Annotated in this window: 20 protein-coding genes; 13 read left to right on the top strand and 7 right to left on the bottom strand. The window is 72.5% G+C overall.

The features are described from left to right. Positions 1-71: 71 nt before the first annotated feature. The 3 genes from tatA (at position 72) to ACOTKD_RS24135 (ending at position 2,960) form a co-directional block, all read left to right on the top strand. Positions 72-305: a Sec-independent protein translocase subunit TatA gene (gene tatA / locus ACOTKD_RS24145; protein ID WP_424891112.1), complete on the top strand. Its 234-nt coding sequence runs from the start codon at positions 72-74 to the stop codon at positions 303-305. Positions 306-399: 94 nt separating this feature from the next. After that, the gene (locus ACOTKD_RS24140) at positions 400-1,773 is read left to right on the top strand and encodes an alkaline phosphatase (protein WP_424891111.1); all 1,374 of its coding nucleotides are present in this window, start codon (positions 400-402) and stop codon (positions 1,771-1,773) included. A gap of 248 nt (positions 1,774-2,021) precedes the next feature. Further along, positions 2,022-2,960 carry a beta-ketoacyl-ACP synthase III gene (locus ACOTKD_RS24135; protein WP_424891110.1) on the top strand — a complete coding sequence of 313 codons (939 nt, stop codon included), beginning with the start codon at positions 2,022-2,024 and terminating at the stop codon, positions 2,958-2,960. Between the two features lie 134 nt (positions 2,961-3,094). Here ACOTKD_RS24135 and ACOTKD_RS24130 read toward each other — a convergent pair whose 3' ends face one another. Continuing rightward, positions 3,095-4,006 (bottom strand): glutaminase, encoded by a 912-nt coding sequence (locus ACOTKD_RS24130; protein ID WP_424891109.1) that lies wholly within the window; start codon positions 4,004-4,006, stop codon positions 3,095-3,097. A 235-nt stretch (positions 4,007-4,241) separates the two neighbouring features. Here ACOTKD_RS24130 and ACOTKD_RS24125 point away from each other — a divergent pair, with 235 nt between their 5' ends. Together ACOTKD_RS24125 and ACOTKD_RS24120 are read left to right on the top strand one after the other, a co-directional pair. After that, positions 4,242-4,832, top strand: coding sequence for an N-acetylmuramoyl-L-alanine amidase (locus ACOTKD_RS24125; protein ID WP_424891108.1), 591 nt, complete (start codon positions 4,242-4,244; stop codon positions 4,830-4,832). 43 nt (positions 4,833-4,875) lie between these two features. Continuing rightward, the gene (locus ACOTKD_RS24120; protein ID WP_424891107.1) at positions 4,876-5,796 is read left to right on the top strand and encodes a 1-aminocyclopropane-1-carboxylate deaminase/D-cysteine desulfhydrase; all 921 of its coding nucleotides are present in this window, start codon (positions 4,876-4,878) and stop codon (positions 5,794-5,796) included. A gap of 66 nt (positions 5,797-5,862) precedes the next feature. Here ACOTKD_RS24120 and ACOTKD_RS24115 read toward each other — a convergent pair whose 3' ends face one another. Further along, positions 5,863-7,467, bottom strand: a complete 1,605-nt coding sequence (locus ACOTKD_RS24115) for a Na+/H+ antiporter (RefSeq protein ID WP_424891106.1) — start codon at positions 7,465-7,467, stop codon at positions 5,863-5,865. A gap of 79 nt (positions 7,468-7,546) precedes the next feature. Here ACOTKD_RS24115 and ACOTKD_RS24110 point away from each other — a divergent pair, with 79 nt between their 5' ends. From ACOTKD_RS24110 to ACOTKD_RS24095, 4 genes are all read left to right on the top strand, one after another. Next, entirely contained in the window at positions 7,547-7,807 is a 261-nt protein-coding gene (locus ACOTKD_RS24110) for a UBP-type zinc finger domain-containing protein (protein WP_424891105.1), read from the top strand. A 22-nt stretch (positions 7,808-7,829) separates the two neighbouring features. Next, positions 7,830-8,354, top strand: coding sequence for an N-acetyltransferase family protein (locus ACOTKD_RS24105; protein ID WP_424891104.1), 525 nt, complete (start codon positions 7,830-7,832; stop codon positions 8,352-8,354). Between the two features lie 230 nt (positions 8,355-8,584). After that, positions 8,585-8,998: an anti-sigma regulatory factor gene (locus tag ACOTKD_RS24100; RefSeq protein WP_030366270.1), complete on the top strand. Its 414-nt coding sequence runs from the start codon at positions 8,585-8,587 to the stop codon at positions 8,996-8,998. 40 nt (positions 8,999-9,038) lie between these two features. Continuing rightward, complete coding sequence (locus ACOTKD_RS24095; RefSeq protein WP_424891103.1) at positions 9,039-9,929, top strand: RNA polymerase sigma factor SigF; 891 nt, start codon at positions 9,039-9,041, stop codon at positions 9,927-9,929. A 90-nt stretch (positions 9,930-10,019) separates the two neighbouring features. Here ACOTKD_RS24095 and ACOTKD_RS24090 read toward each other — a convergent pair whose 3' ends face one another. Then, a complete protein-coding gene (locus ACOTKD_RS24090; protein ID WP_424891102.1) occupies positions 10,020-10,499 on the bottom strand; it encodes a hypothetical protein in 480 nt (159 codons plus the stop codon). A 92-nt stretch (positions 10,500-10,591) separates the two neighbouring features. On the opposite strand from ACOTKD_RS24090, the gene ACOTKD_RS24085 reads away from it, so the two are divergent. After that, on the top strand, positions 10,592-11,560 hold the full coding sequence (locus ACOTKD_RS24085; protein ID WP_424891101.1) for a diacylglycerol/lipid kinase family protein: 969 nt from the start codon (positions 10,592-10,594) through the stop codon (positions 11,558-11,560). A gap of 322 nt (positions 11,561-11,882) precedes the next feature. After that, positions 11,883-12,140: a WhiB family transcriptional regulator gene (locus tag ACOTKD_RS24080; protein WP_004937597.1), complete on the top strand. Its 258-nt coding sequence runs from the start codon at positions 11,883-11,885 to the stop codon at positions 12,138-12,140. A gap of 168 nt (positions 12,141-12,308) precedes the next feature. Here ACOTKD_RS24080 and ACOTKD_RS24075 read toward each other — a convergent pair whose 3' ends face one another. After that, a complete protein-coding gene (locus tag ACOTKD_RS24075; RefSeq protein ID WP_424891337.1) occupies positions 12,309-13,778 on the bottom strand; it encodes a sensor histidine kinase in 1,470 nt (489 codons plus the stop codon). A gap of 404 nt (positions 13,779-14,182) precedes the next feature. Next, positions 14,183-14,815, bottom strand: coding sequence for a TetR/AcrR family transcriptional regulator (locus ACOTKD_RS24070; RefSeq protein WP_424891099.1), 633 nt, complete (start codon positions 14,813-14,815; stop codon positions 14,183-14,185). Between the two features lie 82 nt (positions 14,816-14,897). On the opposite strand from ACOTKD_RS24070, the gene ACOTKD_RS24065 reads away from it, so the two are divergent. Then, positions 14,898-15,656, top strand: a complete 759-nt coding sequence (locus ACOTKD_RS24065) for an SDR family oxidoreductase (protein WP_424891098.1) — start codon at positions 14,898-14,900, stop codon at positions 15,654-15,656. Positions 15,657-15,684: 28 nt separating this feature from the next. Here ACOTKD_RS24065 and ACOTKD_RS24060 read toward each other — a convergent pair whose 3' ends face one another. After that, entirely contained in the window at positions 15,685-16,764 is a 1,080-nt protein-coding gene (locus ACOTKD_RS24060; RefSeq protein ID WP_424891097.1) for an SIS domain-containing protein, read from the bottom strand. 186 nt (positions 16,765-16,950) lie between these two features. On the opposite strand from ACOTKD_RS24060, the gene nagB reads away from it, so the two are divergent. Next, complete coding sequence (gene nagB / locus ACOTKD_RS24055; RefSeq protein WP_424891096.1) at positions 16,951-17,736, top strand: glucosamine-6-phosphate deaminase; 786 nt, start codon at positions 16,951-16,953, stop codon at positions 17,734-17,736. A gap of 242 nt (positions 17,737-17,978) precedes the next feature. Here the strand turns inward: nagB and ACOTKD_RS24050 are convergent, their stop codons facing one another. Continuing rightward, entirely contained in the window at positions 17,979-19,466 is a 1,488-nt protein-coding gene (locus tag ACOTKD_RS24050; RefSeq protein ID WP_424891095.1) for a glycoside hydrolase family 3 protein, read from the bottom strand. Position 19,467 lies beyond the last annotated feature (1 nt).

Here is a 19,467-nt window from a genome sequence, read left to right as displayed (position 1 = left end):
TCTGGCAAGTATGGTGAGCGCCACGGTCACGCAAGAGACACGGAAGCGAACGGAAGAGAGGTGCGCCGATCATGCTGCGCAACGCCCTTGAGCCCTGGCACATCCTCGTGGTGGTGCTCGTGATGGTCGTCCTGTTCGGGTCGCGGAAGCTGCCCGACACCGCCCGCGCGCTCGGCAAGTCCATGCGGATCCTCAAGAGCGAGGCCAAGGCCATGAAGACGGACGACCAGCCCGCCGCGGCCGCGGCGGCCGGCGCGCCCGAAGCGGCGGCGCACCACGGCAGCCCGGCCGACAACCCCCGGTGATCCAAAAGACACCTGTACGACCCTTCCGGTACACCCGCCCCTGGTGAGCTTCCCCCGGCCGGGCATCCCGCCCGGCCTACGAGGAGGAAAAACCATGGGTTCTCGTCCGTACCGGCGCCGTCTCGCCTGGGGCGCCGCCGCACTGCTCGCCGCCGGAGTCGCGGTGCCCGCCGCGGCCTACGCGTCGGAGGGCGGCAGCTCGGACGTCCCCGCGCTCAGCGCGGGCCACGGCGCCAAGAAGGCCAAGAACGTCATCCTGCTCATCGGTGACGGCATGGGCGACTCGGAGATCACCCTGGCCCGTGACTACACCGTGGGCGCCGCGGGCCGGCTGAACATGGACAAGTTCCCGCTCACCGGCGCGTACACGACGTACTCGGTCGACAAGAACGGCAAGCCCGACTACGTCACCGACTCGGCCGCCAGCGGCACCGGCTGGGCCACCGGGCACAAGACGGTGAACGGCCGGATATCCAAGACGCCCGGCACGGACAAGGCCATGCCCACCATCCTGGAGCTGGCGCAGAAGAACGGCCTGGCCACCGGCAGCGTCACCACCGCCGAGCTGACCGACGCCACCCCGGCCGTCCTCGCCTCGCACGCCTCCGACCGCAGCTGCCAGGGCCCGGCCGACATGAAGGCCTGCCCGAACGACACGATCGCCAAGGGCGGCCCCGGCTCGATCGCCGAGCAGAGCGTGAACCACAAGGTGGACGTCCTCCTCGGCGGCGGCAAGGCCCGCTTCGACCAGAAGATCACCGAGGGCGCCTTCGCCGGGCGGACCGTGACGCAGCAGGCGCAGAAGCTCGGCTACCAGGTCGTCACCGACGACAAGGGCCTGAAGGCCGCGAAGCCCGGCAAGCCCGTGCTCGGCCTCTTCGCCGACGGCAACGTCCCCGTCGAGTGGACCGGCAAGGCCGCGGCCCAGGGCGGCACCGAGCCGCAGCGCTGCGTGACGAACAACCCCGAGCGCAAGGCCGGCACCCCGGAGCTCGCGGACCAGACCCGCAAGGCCCTGCAGCTCCTGGAGGCCAAGCAGAAGGGCGCGGGCTCCAAGAAGGGCTTCTTCCTGCAGGTCGAGGGCGCCTCGATCGACAAGCGCGACCACGCCGCCGACCCGTGCGGCCAGATCGGCGAGACCGCGGCCCTCGACCGCGCCGTGAAGGTCGCCCGCGCCTACGCCGCGGAGCACCCGGACACCCTGGTCGTCACCACCGCCGACCACGGCCACACCAGCCAGATCGTGCCGCTGGAGGCGACCCCGCCCGGCCTGTCCTCCACGCTGGTCACCAACGAGGGCCGGCAGCTGAAGGTGAACTACTCCACCAACACCCCGGGCAAGGCGCAGGAGCACACCGGCACCGAGGTGCGCATCGCGGCCCAGGGCCCGCAGGCGGAGCGGGTCCTCGGCGTCACGGACCAGACCGAGCTCTTCACCACGATCCGCACGGCGCTTGCACTGCGCTGACGCGGCGTGCCGCGTCCGTGACGTAAAGAACGTCACAGATCACCACAGGGGGGACAGGGCCCGGCTGCGGAAGCGGCCGGGCCCTGCGGGTTGTGCCAGTTATCGCGGCAGAACATTGGGCGGATCACATACCCGGTTACGGGCCCGCAGCGTCAACACTTGTGAATCCCGTACCACCGGTACACCCGTGTTCCCGCACGTACCCGCATGATCGTTCGTACCGACCGCCAGCCTCGGAGGAACCGCCGATGACCGGCTCCCGCGTCCTCGCCCTCGGCCACTACCAGCCCGCCAGGGTGCTGACCAACGACGAGCTGGCGGCCATGGTCGACACCAGCGACGAGTGGATCCGCTCGCGCGTCGGCATCCGTACGCGCCGGGTCGCCGAGCCCGGCGAGACGGTCGCCGACATGGCGACCGAGGCCGGCGGCAAGGCGCTGGCCAACAGCGGGCTCGCGGCGGACGAGATCGACCTCGTCCTCGTCGCCACCTGCACCGCCGACGACCGCAGCCCCAACACGGCCGCCCGGGTCGCGGCCGCGCTCGGCCTCGCCACGCCCGCCGTGATGGACGTCAACGTCGTCTGCTCCGGCTTCACCCACGCGCTCGCCAGCGCCGACCACGCCATCCGCGCCGGTGCCGCCACGAACGCCCTGGTCATCGGCGTGGAGAAGTTCACCTCGGTGACGGACTGGACCGACCGCACGACATGCGTCCTGACCGGCGACGGCGCGGGCGCCGCCGTGGTCACGGCCTCGGCCGAGCCCGGGATCGGCCCCGTGGTGTGGGGCTCGGTGCCCGGCATGGGGCACGCCGTGCGCATCGAGGGCACGCCCTCGCGCTTCTCCCAGGAGGGCCAGTCGGTCTACCGCTGGGCCACCACGCAGCTGCCGCCCATCGCCCGCCGGGTCTGCGAGCGGGCCGGCGTCGCGCCGGAGGAGCTGGCGGCCGTCGTCCTGCACCAGGCCAACCTGCGGATCATCGAGCCCGTCGCCCGGAAGCTGGGGGCGGTCAACGCGATCGTCGCGACGGACGTCACCGAGTCCGGCAACACGTCCGCCGCGAGCATTCCGCTGGCGCTGTCCAAGCTGGTCGAGCGCGGGGAGATCCCGTCGGGCGCGCCGATCCTGCTGTTCGGCTTCGGCGGGAACCTGTCGTACGCGGGGCAGGTCATTCGCTGCCCGTAAGGGGCAGCGTCCATGGTGGGGTGCCCCTTACGCAGCGCGCGCCCGTAAGGGGCGCGGGGCAGTGTCGATCTGCGGCTCCGCCGCGTGGGCGCGACAAGCCCCCTGCGGCCCGCAGCCGACGACGGCGCACCGCCTCAGAACACGGACCACCCGGTCAACGTGGTGAAGTGGTCGAGCGCCGCCACACCCGCAACGGAGTTGCCCCGCGTGTCCAGCCCCGGACTCCACACGCACAGCGTGCACCGGCCCGGTATGACGGCGACGATCCCGCCCCCCACCCCGCTCTTGCCCGGCAGCCCCACCCGGTAGGCGAAGTCCCCGGCCGCGTCGTACGTCCCGCACGTGAGCATGACGGCGTTGACCTGCTTCGCCTCGCGCCGCGGCAGCAGCCGCGAGCCGTCGGCGCGCAGGCCGTGCCGGGCGAGGAAGCTGCCCGCACGGGCGAGGTCGCGGCAGCTCATCTCGATGGAGCACTGCCAGAAGTAGTGCTCCAGGACCGTGGGGACGGGGTTGTCGAGGTTGCCGTAGCTGGCCATGAAGTGGGCGAGGGCGGCGTTGCGGTCGCCGTGCTCGGTCTCGGAGGCGGCGACGGCGGGGTCGAAGGAGACGTCGGGGTTGCCGCTCTCCGCGCGCAGGAACTCCAGCATGGTGGTGCTGGCGTCGCCGGTGAGGGTCTGCAGGCGGTCGGTGACGACGAGCGCGCCCGCGTTGATGAACGGGTTGCGCGGGATGCCGTTCTCGTATTCGAGTTGGACCAGGGAGTTGAAGGGGTTTCCGGACGGTTCCGTCCCGACCCGTTCCCAGATCTTGCCGCCGCCCTCGGCCAGGACGAGCGCCAGGCTGAACGCCTTGGAGATGGACTGCACGGAGAACGGCTTCTCCCAGTCCCCGATGCCGTACACCCCGCCGTCGACGTCCGCGACGGCCATGCCGAACTGATTGATGTCCACTCCGGCGAGGGCGGGGATGTAGTCGGCCACCTGGCCACGGCCGACGAGCGGCTTGGCGAAGGCGGCGACTTCTTCGAGGACGGCCTGGTAGTCCACAGTCCTTGGTCCGTACTTCCGTGTCGACGACGCTGTCGACGATGCGATCGGTGGGATATTCGGCCAACGGCCGGATCGGCTCGCACGATATCCGAACGCCCGGCCCACCTGCGAACTTTTGGGTACAAGGGGGTCATTCGGCCTACGCGACCGGCGTACGCCACCTGCTCTACGGAGCGACCGACCCACCGGCCTACTGACCCACTGACCTATCTGACCTACCGAGGAGGGCGGCATGGCCCCACCCATGTCCGCGAGCGAATTCCTGGCCGCGCTCAGACGCGAGGGCGCCACCGTCGTCGAGGTGGAGGGCTGGCGGAACCACAACCGCCACGGGCACGGCCCCTGGGGGCCCGTCAACGGCGTGATGATCCACCACTCCGCCACCTCGGGCACGGACAGCACCGTCCGGCTCTGCTGGAACGGCTACGAGGAGCTGCCCGGCCCCCTGTGCCACGGGGTCATCGCCAAGGACGGCACGATCCACCTCACCGGCTGCGGGCGCGTCAACCACGCGGGCGGCGGCGACGGGGACGTGCTGAAGGCGGTGATCGCCGAGAAGCGGCTGCCGCCCGTGCGGTGGGCGGACACCGACGGGAACGTCCACTTCTACGGCTTCGAGTGCGTCAACCGCGGCGACGGGGAGGACCCCTGGCCACAGGTCCAGCTGCGGGCCGTGGAACAGGTGGCGGCCGCGATCTGCCGGCACCACGGCTGGACCGAGCGCTCCGTCATCGGCCACCTGGAGTGGCGGCCCGGCAAGGTCGACCCCGTGGGCTTCTCCATGGAGTGGCTCCGCGAGCGGGTCCGTGAGCGGCTCAAGTGAAGCGCGCCGCGGCTCGCCCGCCCGGTCACGCGACAATGGGGGCGTGACCAGCCATCCCCCCGCCACCGGCAGCGCCGGGCTCGCCGGCCTGCGGCCGCGGCTGCCGTCGCCGCTCGTGGAGCTCCCGGACGAGAGGTTCGCGCGGCACGGCGTGCGCCTGCTGCTGAAGCGGGACGACCTGATACACCCCGAGCTGCCCGGCAACAAGTGGCGCAAGCTCGCGCCCAACCTGGAGGCCGCGGCCGCGGCGGGCCGGCGCACCCTGCTGACGTTCGGCGGCGCGTACTCCAACCATCTGCGGGCCACGGCCGCCGCGGGCCGCCTGCTCGGCTTCGCCACCGTCGGCGTCGTCCGCGGCGAGGAGCTCGCCGACCGGCCGCTGAACCCCTCGCTGCGCTACTGCGCCGCGTCCGGCATGCGGCTGCTGTTCACCGACCGCGCCACGTACCGCCGCAAGACGGAGCCGGAGGTGCTGGCCGGGCTGGTCGAGCGGGCGGGCGGCGACTGCTTCGTCGTGCCCGAGGGCGGGTCGAACGGGGCGGCCGTGCTCGGCTGCGCGGAGCTCGGCCGCGAGCTGCGCGGGATGGCGGACGTCATCGGGGTCGCGTGCGGCACGGGCGGCACGCTCGCCGGGCTCGCCGCCGGCCTCGGCGAGGGGCAGCGGGCGATCGGCTTCCCCGTGCTCAAGGGCGGCTTCCTGGGCGCGGAGGTCGAGCGGCTGCAGGGCGAGGCGTTCGGCGGCCGGCGCGGCACGTGGCGGCTCGACGAGCGCTTCCACTGCGGCGGCTACGCCCGCACCTCCCCCGCGTTGGACGCCTTCGCCGACGACTTCACGACCCGGCACGGCCTCCCTCTGGAGCGGCTGTACGTGGCGAAGATGCTGTACGGCCTGACGACCCTGACGGAGGAGGGGGCGTTCCCGAGGGGAACGACGGCGGTAGCGGTGATCACGGGCGCGCCCTGAGGCCGCTTCACGGCCGGTCGCTCCACGCCCTGGTCCGCGCCCTGGTCCGCGCCCGCCCGGCACACCTCAGGCGACCCCGCCCTCCTCGCGATACGCGGCGGCCTCCTCAAGATCGAGCCGCCGCAGCAGCGTCCGCAGCATCTCGTCGTCGATCCGCCGCTCGTCCCGCAGCCGGACGAACACCTCCCGCTCCGCCCCAATCATCTCGCGAGCGAGCCGGCGGTAGATGTCATCGGCGGACTCCCCGGTGACCGCGCTGACCGTCCCCAGCCGCTCCCACACCGCGTTGCGGCGCCGCTCCATGACGACCCGGAGCCGGTCGGCGAGGGGCGCCGGCAGGGCGTTCCGCTCGTCGGCGAGGAGCTCGTCCAGGCGCCGCTCCGCGGCGACGGAGGCCTCGTTCTGGGCCTGGGCCTCCGCGAGGGTCTCCGCCGCGCTGTCGCGCGCGGGCAGCCGCAGCAGGCGGATGAGCGGGGGCAGGGTGAGGCCCTGGACGACGAGCGTGCCGATGACGGTCGTGAAGGTGAGGAAGAGGACGAGGTTGTGGTCGGGGAAGGGCGCCCCGGAGTCCGTGGTGACGGGGATGGAGAAGGCGATGGCGAGGGAGACCACGCCGCGCATGCCGGCCCAGCCGACGACGAGCGGGCTCTTCCAGGTGGTGTCGGTCTCCCGTTCCCGGATCCGCGCGGACAGGGCGCGCGGCAGGAACGTCGCGGGGAAGACCCACACGAAGCGGGCGGCCACGACGGCGAGGAAGACGGCGGCCGCGTACCAGGCGGCGGACCCCGCGCCGTAGCCGCCGAGGCCGCGCAGGACGACGGGCAGCTGCAGGCCGATGAGGGCGAAGACGGCGGACTCCAGGACGAAGGAGACCATCTTCCACACGGCGGCCTCCTGCAGCCGGGTCGCGAAGTCGACCTGCCAGGAGCGGTGTCCGAGCCAGAGGCCGACGACCACGACGGCGAGCACGCCGGAGGCGTGGACCTCCTCGGCGGCGGCGTAGGCGGCGAAGGGGATCAGCAGGGAGAGGGTGTTCTGCAGGAGCGGCTCGCGCAGGTGCTTGCGCAGCCAGTGCAGCGGCACCATGAGGGCCAGGCCGACGCCGATGCCGCCGAGGGAGGCGACGGCGAACTCCCTGATCCCCTCGCCCCAGGTCGCGCCGGCGCCGACGGCGGCGGCGAGGGCCACCTTGTAGGCGGTGATCGCGGTGGCGTCGTTCACCAGGGACTCGCCCTGCAGGATGGTCGTGATCCGGGAGGGCAGGCCGAGGCGGCGGGCGATGGCGGTGGCCGCCACGGCGTCGGGCGGGGCGACGACCGCGCCGAGCACGAGGGCGGCCGTCAGGGGCAGTCCGGGGACGACGAGGAAGGCCGCGTAGCCGACGGCGAGGGTCGCGAAGAGGACGTAGCCGACGGACAGCAGGGCCACGGGGCGGATGTTGGCCCGCAGGTCGAGGTAGGAGCTGTCGAGGGCGGCCGTGTGCAGCAGGGGCGGCAGCAGGAGGGGCAGCACGACGCCGGGGTCGAGCGTGTAGTCGGGGATGCCCGGGACGTACGAGGCGGCGAGCCCGGCCGCGACGAGCAGCAGGGGCGCGGGCACGGGGGTGCGGCGGGCCGCGCCGGCCACGGCGGCGGCGCCCGCGACCAGCATCAGCAGTGGCATGACGTCCATCGGTGCGGTGCCTGTCCCCTCGTGCGTTCCGCCCGGCCCGCGGGCTCGCGTGTCGGCGGTGCGATCTAATCTGGCAATCATGAGCGAGTGCCAGCATCTTCCCGGGCTGCCGCGCCCCGAGCCCGTGGCCGCACACCCGACGTGCCCGGAGTGCGAGGCGGCCGGCAGCCACCCCGTGCAGCTGCGGCTGTGCCTGCTCTGCGGCCACGTCGGATGCTGCGACTCCTCGCCGTACCGGCACGCCACGGCGCACTTCGAGGCGACCGGCCACGCCGTGATGCGCAGCTACGAGCCGGGCCAGAGCTGGCGCTGGTGCTACGTGGACCAGCGGCTCGTCTGACGCCGCCCGCTAGCATGCACGCATGATCCGAGCCGCGACGCCCGCAGACGTTCCCGCCGTCCACGCGATGATCCGCGAACTCGCGGCGTACGAACGGGCGCTGGAGGACGCCCGGGCGACCGAGGAACAGCTGCGCGAAGCCCTCTTCGGCGAGCATCCCGCAGCCTTCGCACTGATAGCGGAGAGTGACGAAAATCCGGGTGGCGGCGCGTCCGCGGCGCCGGAGCCGGTGGGTTTCGCGATCTGGTTCCGTAATTTCTCCACGTGGACGGGCACGCACGGTGTCTACCTGGAGGATCTCTACGTGCGCCCGGAGGCGCGCGGCGGCGGCCACGGCAAGGCGCTCCTCGCGGCCCTCGCCCGGATCTGCACGGAGCGCGGCTACCAGCGTTTCGAATGGTCAGTGCTGGACTGGAACACGCCCTCGATCGGGTTCTACAAGTCCCTCGGCGCCGAACCGATGGACGAATGGACCACGTACCGCTTGTCCGGAGAACCCCTCCGGACCCTTGCGGCGCTCGCGCAGAGTGACGAAAATCCCAACTAGGCGACAGCTCTTTCGATTTGAGGCCCCAAACCCCTAGCCACTGTCCGTGCTCATGGGTTTACCATGAGTGACAGTCTCGGGGCTGCTCCACGGACCCGCAGATCGCGATAGCGTCGCAGCCGAACCATGTGCCGCACCGGCCCGCGCACGGCCTTCGACCGAAGGGCGGCCGAGGGCGGGGGCCGGCGCTCGTAACAGCTCAAGAAGCTTGTGCCACCTTGGAGGTGAGGGTGTCCCCAATCGCAGGCGAGCCCGGGACCCAGGACTTCGTGGAAGTCCGGCTGCCCGCTGCGGGTGCCTACCTGTCGGTGCTGCGAACGGCGACAGCCGGTCTCGCGGCCCGCTTGGACTTCACCCTCGACGAGATCGAGGACTTGCGCATCGCGGTGGACGAGGCGTGCGCGATCCTTCTGCAACAAGCGGTGCCCGGCTCCGTTCTCAGCTGCGTCTTCCGTCTGGTGGGCGACGCACTGCGGGTGACCGTCTCGGCACCCACCACGGACGGCCGCGCGCCCGAGCGCGACACCTTCGCCTGGACGGTGCTCTCCGCCCTGGCCGGTGAGGTCGACTCGACCGTCGCCGACGACCGTACGGTCAGCATCAGCCTGCACAAGAAGCGCGGCGCCGGCCCCGGACAGCCGTGACGGAAGAGGGGGCTCCGTGAGTACTGCATCGTCGCGGGGGGTGCGTACCCCGGCCATCCCGCAGCAGCCTGCCCGACAGCTGCCGGGCGATCCTGCGAATCCCGCGCCGGACGAGGCGAGCGACCCACCAGAGCGGGCGGACCACATGGACCAGCACGAGCACCGGCACTCCACCGCGCAGGACCGCAGTGGCGCCCGGGCCCTGTTCATCGAGCTGCGCGCACTGCCGGACGGCTCGCCCGAGCGGGCCGAGCTGCGCAACCACCTCGTGCGGATGCACCTGCCCCTGGTGGAGCACCTGGCCCGGCGCTTCCGCAATCGCGGCGAGCCGCTGGACGACCTCACCCAGGTCGCGACGATCGGCCTGATCAAGTCGGTGGACCGGTTCGATCCGGACCGCGGCGTGGAGTTCTCCACGTACGCGACGCCCACGGTGGTCGGGGAGATCAAGCGGCACTTCCGCGACAAGGGCTGGGCGGTCCGGGTCCCGCGCCGGCTGCAGGAGCTGCGGCTGGCCCTGACCACGGCCACCGCGGAGCTCTCCCAGCGGCACGGCCGCGCGCCCACGGTCCACGAGCTGGCCGAGCAGCTGGGGATCTCCGAGGAGGAGGTGCTGGAGGGCCTGGAGTCCGCCAACGCCTACAGCACCCTCTCCCTCGACGTGCCCGACACGGACGACGAGTCGCCGGCCGTGGCGGACACCCTCGGCGCGGAGGACGAGGCGCTGGAGGGCGTCGAGTACCGCGAATCGCTGAAGCCGCTGCTGGAGGACCTGCCGCCGCGGGAGAAGAAGATCCTTCTGCTGCGGTTCTTCGGCAACATGACCCAGTCCCAGATCGCCCAGGAGGTCGGGATCTCACAGATGCACGTGTCGCGCCTGCTGGCGAGGACACTGGCCCAGCTGCGGGACAGGCTGCTGATCGAGGAGTAGGGCCCAGGCAAAGATTCAGCCCGTCCGGGGGCACCCCCAGCGGTAGCTGGGGGAGATTGAGGACCGGGGTCCGGGGCGGAGCCCCGGGACTCACTCGCGCGGGCCGATCCCCAGCGCTTCCGTCGCGGTCGGGTTCACGAGCAGCACCAGCGTGCCCAGGGCCACGACGACCAGCGCCACCGCCGCAGCGATCATGGCGCCCCCGGCGTTGTACAGCGTCCACGCCACCGGCAACGCCATGATCTGCGTGATCATGGCAGGCCCCCGGCTCCACCGGCGCCGCAGCCACAGCCCTCGCGCGGCGGCCAGCGGCAGCGCGGCGAGCGCGAGCACGGTCAGACCGCCCGTCTCGGCCTGCTGCGGGCTGTCCGGCTTGCCGAGCAGGCCCATGACCAGCAGGTAGATGCCGGCGGCGGCGAGCGCCAGGCCTTCCAGGCCGGTCAGCACGGCGGCGGCCGTCAGCCGGCCCGGGCGGGGCCCGGCGGGCGCGGGGGCCGCCGCGGCCTGCTGCCGGGGGCCGGCGGGGCCGCTCTTACGGGCGTTTTTCGGCGCGGACTGCTTGCTGCTCACCCCAGCAGGGTAGCCGTACCGCCGTCGATCCGAGGGGGGCCGAAGGCGGGCCGGGGCGGTTCGTGTACCGACAGGTAGGTAGGCTGGCGCGCATGCGTGCGCTCCTCGTGGTCAATCCCTCGGCCACCACCACCAGTGCCCGTACCCGTGATGTCCTGGTGCACGCCCTCGCCAGTGATCTCAAGCTGGAGGTGGCCACCACCGAGTACCGGGGCCACGCCCGCGACCTGGCACGGCGGGCGGCCGAGAGCGGCACCACCGAGCTCGTGGTGGCGCTCGGCGGCGACGGCACGGTCAACGAGGTGGTCAACGGCCTGCTGCACGACGGCCCCGACCCCGAGCGCCTCCCCCGGCTCGCCGTGGTGCCCGGCGGCTCCACCAATGTCTTCGCCCGCGCGCTGGGGCTGCCCAACGACGTCGTGGAGGCGACCGGCGCCCTGCTGGACGCCCTGCGCGACGGCAGCGAGCGCACGGTGGGGCTGGGGCTCGCGGGAGGCACCCCGGGCACGGAGGACGAGGGGGTGCCGGAGCGCTGGTTCACCTTCTGCGCGGGCTTCGGGTTCGACGCGGGCGTCATCGGCCGGGTGGAGCAGCAGCGGGAGCGCGGCAAGCGGTCGACGCCTGCGCTGTATGTGCGACAGGTGATGCGCCAATTCCTCGGAGAGACCCACCGCCGTAACGGCACCATCACTCTCGAACGACCGGGCGAGGAGCCGCTCGAGAATCTCGTCATGTCGATAATCTGCAACACGGCGCCGTGGACGTACCTCAACAACCGCCCGGTCTACGCGTCGCCGCAGGCGTCCTTCGACACCGCTCTTGACGTGCTGGGATTCACCAGGCTGTCGACGACGGCGGCCGGCCGCTACGTCACCCAGCTGCTGACGTCCACGCCGGAGCGGGGCCCCAGAGGCAAACACACCGTCTCCCTGCACGACCAGACGTCCTTCACCTTGCATTCGCAGGTTCCGCTGCCGTTCCAGATGGACGGTGACCACCTCGGAGTGCGGACGAGCGTGACGTTCACAGGCGTACGCCGTGCACTGCGTGTGATTGTGTGAGTGCTAGGGCCGAAAGTCCTTTCACTCGAACGTTTAGGCTGGGTTCCACCCCCTGGAAGTACGGCTGTGACCTAGCCGACACCGAGGAATCAAAAAAAACTTTCCAGAAGGGGTTGTATCCGCCGCCGAGGTTTGCGAATCTCTTCATGGCGATCGGGACGTCCGCTCTTCCGGCCTTCCGATACAGCCCGAACCCCTCCCTTCCCCTGATGGACCGCACCAGTTTCACGACTGGGCGTCGGCCCTTCCCCTGCGGAGGGATTCGTGAAAGCGTTCACATTCACAAGCAACGTAGCCGCAATAACGAGGAGATGGAGCAGCCATGGACTGGCGTCACAACGCCGTTTGCCGCGAGGAAGACCCCGAGCTCTTCTTCCCCATCGGCAACACCGGTCCTGCGCTGCTGCAGATCGAGGAAGCCAAGGCCGTCTGCCGCCGCTGCCCCGTCATGGAGCAGTGCCTGCAGTGGGCGCTCGAGTCCGGCCAGGACTCCGGCGTCTGGGGTGGCCTCAGCGAGGACGAGCGCCGCGCCATGAAGCGTCGCGCCGCTCGCAACCGGGCGCGCAACGCCACCGCCTGACGACGCCCCTCGGCCCCCGAGCCGCAGCGCGCAGTACCCCCTGACGCTCCCCCCGAGCTTCGCCTGGGGGCGCCCCGCATCACGCAGCTTTGAGCCCCGGACCAGATGCTGGTCCGGGGCTCAGTGCTGGGTGCGGCGACCTTCGCCGGGGCCGGGCCCGAGGCCGGGTCAGCCCTTCTCGGCCCGTACCGGAATGTCGAGGACGACCCTCGTACCCTGCCCGGAAGCGGGCAGCATGTCGAACGTCCCGCCCATCTCGCCCTCGACCAGGGTGCGGACGATCTGCAGGCCCAGATTGCCGGCGCGCTGCGGGTCGAAGCCCTCGGGGAGCCCACGGCCGTCGTCCTGCACGGAGATCAGCAGACGGGCGTCGCGCCGGGTGCCGCTGCGCACGGCGGTGACCTCGACCGTGCCCCGCTCCCCCGGCCCGAAGCCGTGCTCCATGGCGTTCTGCAGCAGCTCGGTCAGCACCATCGACAGCGGCGTCGCCACCTCGGCGTCGAGGATGCCGAAGCGGCCGGTGCGGCGCCCGGCGACCCGGCCGGGCGAGATCTCGGCGACCATCGCCAGCACCCGGTCGGCGATCTCGTCGAATTCGACCCGCTCATCCAGGTTCTGCGAGAGCGTCTCGTGGACGATCGCGATCGAGCCGACCCGCCGGACGGCCTCCTCCAGGGCCTCGCGACCCTCGGCCGAACCGATTCTGCGGGCCTGGAGGCGCAGCAGCGCGGCTACGGTCTGCAGATTGTTCTTCACCCGGTGGTGAATCTCCCGGATGGTCGCGTCCTTGGTGATCAACTCTCGCTCGCGGCGACGCAGTTCGGTGACGTCGCGCAGCAGTACGAGCGAACCGATGTGGTTTCCCTTGGGTTTGAGGGGAATCGCCCGGAGCTGGATGACCCCGTCGCTGCCCTCGACCTCGAACTCGCGCGGCGCCCAGCCGCTGGCGAGCTTGGCGAGCGACTCGTCGACCGGGCCGCGGGAGGGCGCCAACTGAGCGGTGGTCTCGCCCAGATGATGCCCGACGAGGTCGGCGGCGAGGCCGAGGCGGTGGTAGGCGGAGAGGGCGTTGGGGCTCGCGTACTGCACGATGCCGTCGGCGTCCAGCCTGATGAGGCCGTCACCGGCGCGCGGCGAGGCATCCATGTCGACTTGTTGACCGGGGAACGGGAAGGCGCCGTTGGCGATCATCTGTGCGAGGTCGGAGGCGCTCTGGAGGTAGGTGAGCTCCAGCCGGCTCGGGGTGCGCACGGTCAGCAGGTTCGTGTTGCGGGCGATGACGCCCAGCACCCGGCCCTCGCGGCGGACCGGGATGGACTCGACGCGGACCGGGACCTCCTCGCGCCACTCGGGGTCGCCCTCGCGGACGATCCGGCCCTCGTCCAGGGCGGCGTCGAGCATGGGGCGGCGGCCGCGCGGCACGAGATGGCCGACCATGTCGTTCTGGTAGGAGGTGGGGCCGGTGTTCGGCCGCATCTGCGCGACCGAGACGTAGCGCGTGCCGTCGAGGGTGGGCACCCACAGCACGAGGTCGGCGAAGGACAGGTCGGAGAGCAGCTGCCACTCCGAGACCAGCAGGTGCAGCCACTCCAGGTCGGAGTCGCAGAGGGCCGTGTGCTGACGTACGAGGTCGTTCATGGAGGGCACATGGGTGAGCCTACCCGGGGCCGGGGCGCTCACCTCGTGCCGCCTTCGGGCGGCGGCGGGCCGCCCGGGCCGCGGGTGATACCCGGGGAAACCCGCGCGGCGCGAAGCATGGACACAGGAGAATGGTCTAGTCCACAATGAGTGGGCAAAGCTTCCGCCTTCCCCGCACAGGAGGGCGGAGCGAGGCCCGGCGCTCTCTGCCCTGATCGCGCCACGGCCTCCAGTCGGCCCACTCCGGCCGCGGGGTCCGCACACCCCGCACTCCCGGCGGGCCGATACGGCTCCGGGCTGCGGTGCCGGCCGGGTTGAGGGTCCCGGCCAGGCGCCGCGGCCCGAAGTGATATCCGGGTCGGCGCCTCACTCTTCTTCGTCGCGCACCCCCCGCCTCCGGCCGGTCACCCCGTGTCGGACGATGCCTCCCCCGCGCGCTCCCGGGGCCATGCCCGCATCGCGAAATCGGCGACCGCCTCCAGGGTGGCGCGGTCCGCGCCGTCACGCGCCTGTTGCGACATGCCCTGCAGGACGGCGCCCGTGTAGACGGCGAGGCCACGGGCGTCGGTCTCCGGCGGCAGCACGCCCGCGGCGACGTCGGCGGTGATGCGGCGCTCGATCAGCGCGATGCCTTCGTTGCGCCGCTCCTTGAGCGCCTCGGCCACGTCGGAGGACTGCTCGGTGCAGTTGGTGGCGGCGCTGATCAGCAGGCAGCCGCGCGGCAGGCCGGGGAGCGTGTGGGAGACCGCCGCCTCGTGCAGGAGGCGGTCCACGGCGGCCCGGGCGGTCGGCGCCTCGGCCAGGGACTTGACCGTGAAGACGGCGTAGCCGCGCACGTAGGCCTCGACGGCCTCCTCGAAGAGGGTGCGCTTGTCGCCGAAGGCCGCGTAGAGGCTGGGCGCCTTGATGTCCATGGCCCGGGTGAGGTCCGCGATGGAGACGGCGTCGTAGCCGTGCTCCCAGAAGGCCCGCATCGCCTGCTCCAGGGCCGTCTCGCGGTCGAAGGACCGGGGCCTGCCCCGCTGCTTGGTCGCCATGAAGCCATTCTATAGCGCTCGCTAAAAAACCTGTGCTACGTTCTTTCTGTAGCAAACGCTAAAGAAAGAGGGGGGCGCGGCCATGGGCACACTCACGGGCAGGACGGCACTGGTCACGGGCGGCAGCCGGGGCATCGGGCGGGCGATCTCGGAGCGCCTGGGCAGGGAGGGCGCCCGCGTCGCCGTGCACTACGGCCGGGACGCTTCCGCGGCCGAGCAGACGGTGAAGGAGATCAGAGCGGCGGGCGGGGACGCCTTCGCGATCCGGGCCGAGCTGGGGGTGCCGGGCGATGCCGAGGCGCTCTGGGCCGCCTTCGACGAGCAGGCCGGGGACGGCCTGGACATCCTGGTCAACAATGCGGGCATCGACGGCCCGCGGGTGCCGCTCGGCGAGGTGACCCCGGAGAACTTCGACCGGGTCTTCTCGGTCAACGCCAAGGCGCCGTTCTTCGTCACCCAGCACGGCCTGGCCCGCCTGCGCGACGGCGGGCGCGTCATCAACGTCTCCACGGGGCTGACCCGTGGCGCGGCGATGCCCGAGCTGATCGCCTACACCATGACGAAGGGCGCGGTGGACGCCTTCACCTCGGTGCTGGCCAAGCAGCTGGGCGAGCGCGGCATCACGGTCAACGCGGTGGCGCCGGGCGTGATCGACACGGACATGAACGCCTCGTGGCTGCGCGGCAGTGCGGAGATCCAAGAGGGCGTCGCGGCGATGTCCCCGCTCCGGCGGGTGGGCGAGCCGCGCGATGTCGCCGACATCGTCGCCTTCCTCGCGTCGGACGACAGCCGGTGGGTGACGGGGCAGTGGATAGACGCGACGGGCGGTGCGCTGCTCTGAGGCGTGCCCACCGGGAGCGCGGGGTGCGTCAGCGGGTCTCGGTGACCTTTGCGAGGGCGCGGGGCGCGTCGGGGTCCTGCCCCCGGGCGACGGTGATCTCGTAGGCCAGCATCTGCAGGGGGAGGATCTCCAGGACCGGCTGCAGCTCCTCGGGCACCCCGGCCGTGGGCAAGGCGAACCCGGCCGTCCCCTTGACCGCCTCGGCCTCGCTGCCGACGATCATCAGGTCCGCGCCGCGGCCGCGCAGCCGTTCCAGTACGGGCTGCAGGGCCTCACCGCCGCGCCCGTCGGTGACGATGGCGATGACGGGCGAGATGTTGTCGACCATGGCGAGCGGGCCGTGCAGCAGATCGGCGCCCGAGTAGGAGAGGGCGGGGATGTAGCTGGTCTCCATCAGCTTGAGGGCGGCCTCCTTGGCGGTCGGGTAGCCGTAGCCGCGGGAGGTGAGGACCATCCGTTCGGCGAAGCGGTAGCGGGCGGCGAGCTGTCTGACCTCGGGGGCGCGGTCGAGGACGCTCTGCGCGAGGCCGGGCAGGACCTCGGCCGCGGCCGTGCCGTCGCCGCCGCCGGGGCGCAGGCCCTGGACGAAGAGGTAGAGGGTGAGCAGCGAGGCCGTGTAGGTCTTGGTGGCGGGCAGGGCCCGTTCGGGGCCGGCCAGGATGTCGATGTGGTGCTCGGAGACGGCGGCGAGCGGGGAGTCGGCGTTGTTGGTGACCGCGACGGTGATCGCCCCGGCCTCGCGGGCGGCCTTGGTGGAGGCGACGAGATCGGGCGAGCCGCCGGACTGGCTGATGGTGACGGCGAGGACGTCCGTCAGATCGGGCCGGGCCCCGTAGGCCGTGACGGTCGACATGGAGGTCAGGCCGCAGGGCTTCCCGAGCTGCACTTCGAGGAGGTACTTGGCGTAGAGGGCGGCGTTGTCGGAGGTGCCGCGGGCCGTGAGGAGCACGAAGCGGGGCTCGCGGGCGGCGACGGTCCGGGCGGTCGCGGCGATCGCGGGGGCGCCGCGGTCGAGGATGCGGCGCAGGACGGCCGGCTGTTCGGCCATCTCGGCGGACATGATCCCGCCCGGCTGCTCGCGGTGGTGGGCGGCGGTCGTGGCGCTCATGCCGGATACCTCCCGGACGGGGATGCAGTCCCAGTCGACCACGGGGTGGTGCGCGCCCGCCAGCGGGAAGCGGGCTCCCGGGCGGGTTCCGGGGGGCTTCCGGCGGGGTTACCGGGGTGCACCCCTCTGCTAGATTGGTCTATACCACACGATCCGCTCCACTCTTTAAGATCGGCAGGCCCCAGCGTGGAAGTTGTCATCGTCCCGGACGCCAAGGCAGGCGGCGAACTCATCGCGGAGGCCATGGCCGCCCTCCTGCGCCGCAAGCCCGACGCCCTGCTCGGCGTGGCCACGGGCTCGACGCCGCTGCCCGTCTACGAAGCCCTGACCGCCAAGGTCCGCTCCGGCGCGGTGGACGCCTCGCGGGCCCGCATCTGCCAGCTCGACGAGTACGTCGGCCTGCCCGCCGACCACCCCGAGTCGTACCGCTCGGTGGTGCTGCGCGAGGTCGTCGAGCCGCTCGGTCTGACCGAGGCGTCCTTCATGGGCCCCGACGGCACCGCCGAGGACGTCCAGGCCGCGTGCGAGGACTACGACCGCGCGCTGCCGGCGGCCGGCGGGGTGGACCTCCAGCTGCTCGGCATCGGCACCGACGGCCACATCGGCTTCAACGAGCCGTGCTCCTCGCTCGCCTCCCGCACGCGCATCAAGACGCTCACGGAGCAGACCCGCGTCGACAACGCGCGCTTCTTCGACGGCGACATCGAGCAGGTGCCGCACCACGTCATCACCCAGGGCATCGGCACCATCCTGGAGGCCCGCCACCTGGTGCTGCTCGCCACGGGCGAGGGCAAGGCCGATGCCGTGGCGGCGTCCGTCGAGGGCCCGGTCTCGGCCCTGGTGCCCGCCTCGGCGCTGCAGCTGCACCCGCACGCCACGGTCGTCGTCGACGAGGCCGCCGCGTCCGAGCTGAAGCTCGCGGACTACTTCCGCGCCACGTACGCGGCGAAGCCGGCCTGGCAGGGGCTGTAAGCACACACGCCGCTGCGGCGAGGTCCGGCACCGCCGGACTCCGCCGCGGCGGCTGAGCGCCGTCGCGGCGGAAGAAGGGGCCCCGGTCCCACCCTTTCGCCGTTTCCTCCTCCGGAGGGGCCGGGGGCCCGGGGGCTTGCCCCCGGTTTCGGGAAGGGGCGGGACCGGGGCATCTCCCCCCGCCGCGGCGGCGCTCAACCCCCACCCCGGGCAGCCCGGCGGTGCCGGACCCGCCCGTGGGCCTACGCCGCCCCCGCGATGACCTCCGCGGCGGCAACTCCGCACACCCGCGCCGCACCATGCGTGGCGATGTGCAAACCACCCCGCGGCGGGGCCGCGTTCAGGCCCATCTCCACCACGACCGTGTCCGGCCGTGCGGCGAGCAGCGCGTCGAGCGCCTCCGCCATCCACCCGTGCCGGTGCGCGTCCCGTACGACGGCGACGATCCGCCGGCCGCCCGCGGCCGCGAGCACGTCCGGGGCGCGGGCCGCGTCACGGCCGTAGGTGCCGGTCGACGTGCCGGGCAGCAGCCGGGCGAGTTCGGCGCCGACGCCCCAGGGGGTCTCGTCGCCGACGGCGATGTTCGCCAGCGGGGTGAACGCGGCCACGTAGGCGGGGCCGGTGAGCGGCTCGTGCCCGGGCGAGGCGGTGACCCGCAGGGCGCGCCGGGCGGCGGTGAGTCCCACCTCGGGGGCGGGCGCGGTCCCCTCCTCGGCCGCGCCCTCCCCCGAGGTCCAGCGCGCCAGGGCGCGCACCCGTGCCGCGGCGTCGGCGAGCCGTTCCTCCGGCAGCTCGCCGGCGCGTACGGCGGCGACCAGCGCGTCGCGCAGCCGCAGCACGGTGTCCTCGTCGGCCAGACCGCCGCCGACGCAGATGGCGTCGGCGCCCGCGGCGAGGGCCAGTACGCTGCCCCGCTCGATCCCGTACGTGCCGGAGACGGCCTGCATCTCCATGCCGTCGGTGACGATCAGGCCGTCGAAGCCGAGGCCGCCGTCGGCGACGGGCGCGCGCAGCAGCCCGTGCAGGGCGGCGGGGCTCAGGGTCGCCGGCAGGTCGGCGTCGAGCGCGGGCAGCAGGATGTGCGCGCTCATGACGGCCTTGGTGCCGGCGGCGACCGCGGCGCGGAAGGGCACCAGTTCGCGCGCCCGCAGCGTCGCGAGGTCCGCGTCGATGCGCGGCATGTCGTGGTGGGAGTCGACGGCCGTGTCGCCGTGCCCGGGGAAGTGCTTGGTGCAGGCGGCGACGCCCGCGGACTGCAGGCCCTCGACGTAGGCGGCGGTGTGCCGGGCGACGAGCTGCGGGTCGGCGCCGAAGGACCGGACGCCGATGACGGGGTTGTCCGGGTCGGAGTTGACGTCGGCGGAGGGCGCCCAGTTGAGGTTGACGCCGCACGCGGCGAGCCGCCGGCCGAGCTCGCGGGCGACGGCCCGGGTGAGTGCGGTGTCGTCGACGGCGCCGAGGGCGAGGTTGCCGGGGAAGGAGGAGCCGGTGCGCACCTCCAGCCGGGTGACGTCGCCGCCCTCCTCGTCGATGGCGACGAGGACGTCGCCGCGTTCGGCGCGCAGGTGGGCGGTGAGCGCCGCGAGCTGCTCGGGGGAGGCGATGTTGCGGCCGAAGAGGCCGACGGAGGCGAGGCCTTCGCCGAGCCGGCGCAGCAGCCAGGCGGGGGCGGTGGTGCCGGTGAAGCCGGGCTGCAGGACGGCGAGGGCGTCGCGCGTGAGCGTGTCCATG

The organism is Streptomyces sp. XH2 (assembly GCF_049725035.1).
GTDB classification, from domain to species: Bacteria; Actinomycetota; Actinomycetes; order Streptomycetales; family Streptomycetaceae; genus Streptomyces; species Streptomyces roseoverticillatus.
Note: the sequence above shows the minus strand (reverse complement) of the source record. Positions and strands in the feature narration are given on the sequence as shown.

What these genes read in the sequence shown, in the direction of transcription:
- tatA (WP_424891112.1), top strand. Translation starts at nt 72, where the DNA reads ATGCTGCGCAACGCCCTTGAGCCCTGGCACATCCTCGTGGTGGTGCTC.
- ACOTKD_RS24140 (WP_424891111.1), top strand. Translation starts at nt 400, where the DNA reads ATGGGTTCTCGTCCGTACCGGCGCCGTCTCGCCTGGGGCGCCGCCGCA.
- ACOTKD_RS24135 (WP_424891110.1), top strand. Translation starts at nt 2,022, where the DNA reads ATGACCGGCTCCCGCGTCCTCGCCCTCGGCCACTACCAGCCCGCCAGG.
- ACOTKD_RS24125 (WP_424891108.1), top strand. Translation starts at nt 4,242, where the DNA reads ATGGCCCCACCCATGTCCGCGAGCGAATTCCTGGCCGCGCTCAGACGC.
- ACOTKD_RS24115 (WP_424891106.1), bottom strand. Translation starts at nt 7,467, where the DNA reads ATGGACGTCATGCCACTGCTGATGCTGGTCGCGGGCGCCGCCGCCGTG.
- ACOTKD_RS24110 (WP_424891105.1), top strand. Translation starts at nt 7,547, where the DNA reads ATGAGCGAGTGCCAGCATCTTCCCGGGCTGCCGCGCCCCGAGCCCGTG.
- ACOTKD_RS24105 (WP_424891104.1), top strand. Translation starts at nt 7,830, where the DNA reads ATGATCCGAGCCGCGACGCCCGCAGACGTTCCCGCCGTCCACGCGATG.
- ACOTKD_RS24085 (WP_424891101.1), top strand. Translation starts at nt 10,592, where the DNA reads ATGCGTGCGCTCCTCGTGGTCAATCCCTCGGCCACCACCACCAGTGCC.
- ACOTKD_RS24080 (WP_004937597.1), top strand. Translation starts at nt 11,883, where the DNA reads ATGGACTGGCGTCACAACGCCGTTTGCCGCGAGGAAGACCCCGAGCTC.
- ACOTKD_RS24075 (WP_424891337.1), bottom strand. Translation starts at nt 13,778, where the DNA reads ATGAACGACCTCGTACGTCAGCACACGGCCCTCTGCGACTCCGACCTG.
- ACOTKD_RS24070 (WP_424891099.1), bottom strand. Translation starts at nt 14,815, where the DNA reads ATGGCGACCAAGCAGCGGGGCAGGCCCCGGTCCTTCGACCGCGAGACG.
- ACOTKD_RS24065 (WP_424891098.1), top strand. Translation starts at nt 14,898, where the DNA reads ATGGGCACACTCACGGGCAGGACGGCACTGGTCACGGGCGGCAGCCGG.
- ACOTKD_RS24060 (WP_424891097.1), bottom strand. Translation starts at nt 16,764, where the DNA reads ATGAGCGCCACGACCGCCGCCCACCACCGCGAGCAGCCGGGCGGGATC.
- ACOTKD_RS24050 (WP_424891095.1), bottom strand. Translation starts at nt 19,466, where the DNA reads ATGGACACGCTCACGCGCGACGCCCTCGCCGTCCTGCAGCCCGGCTTC.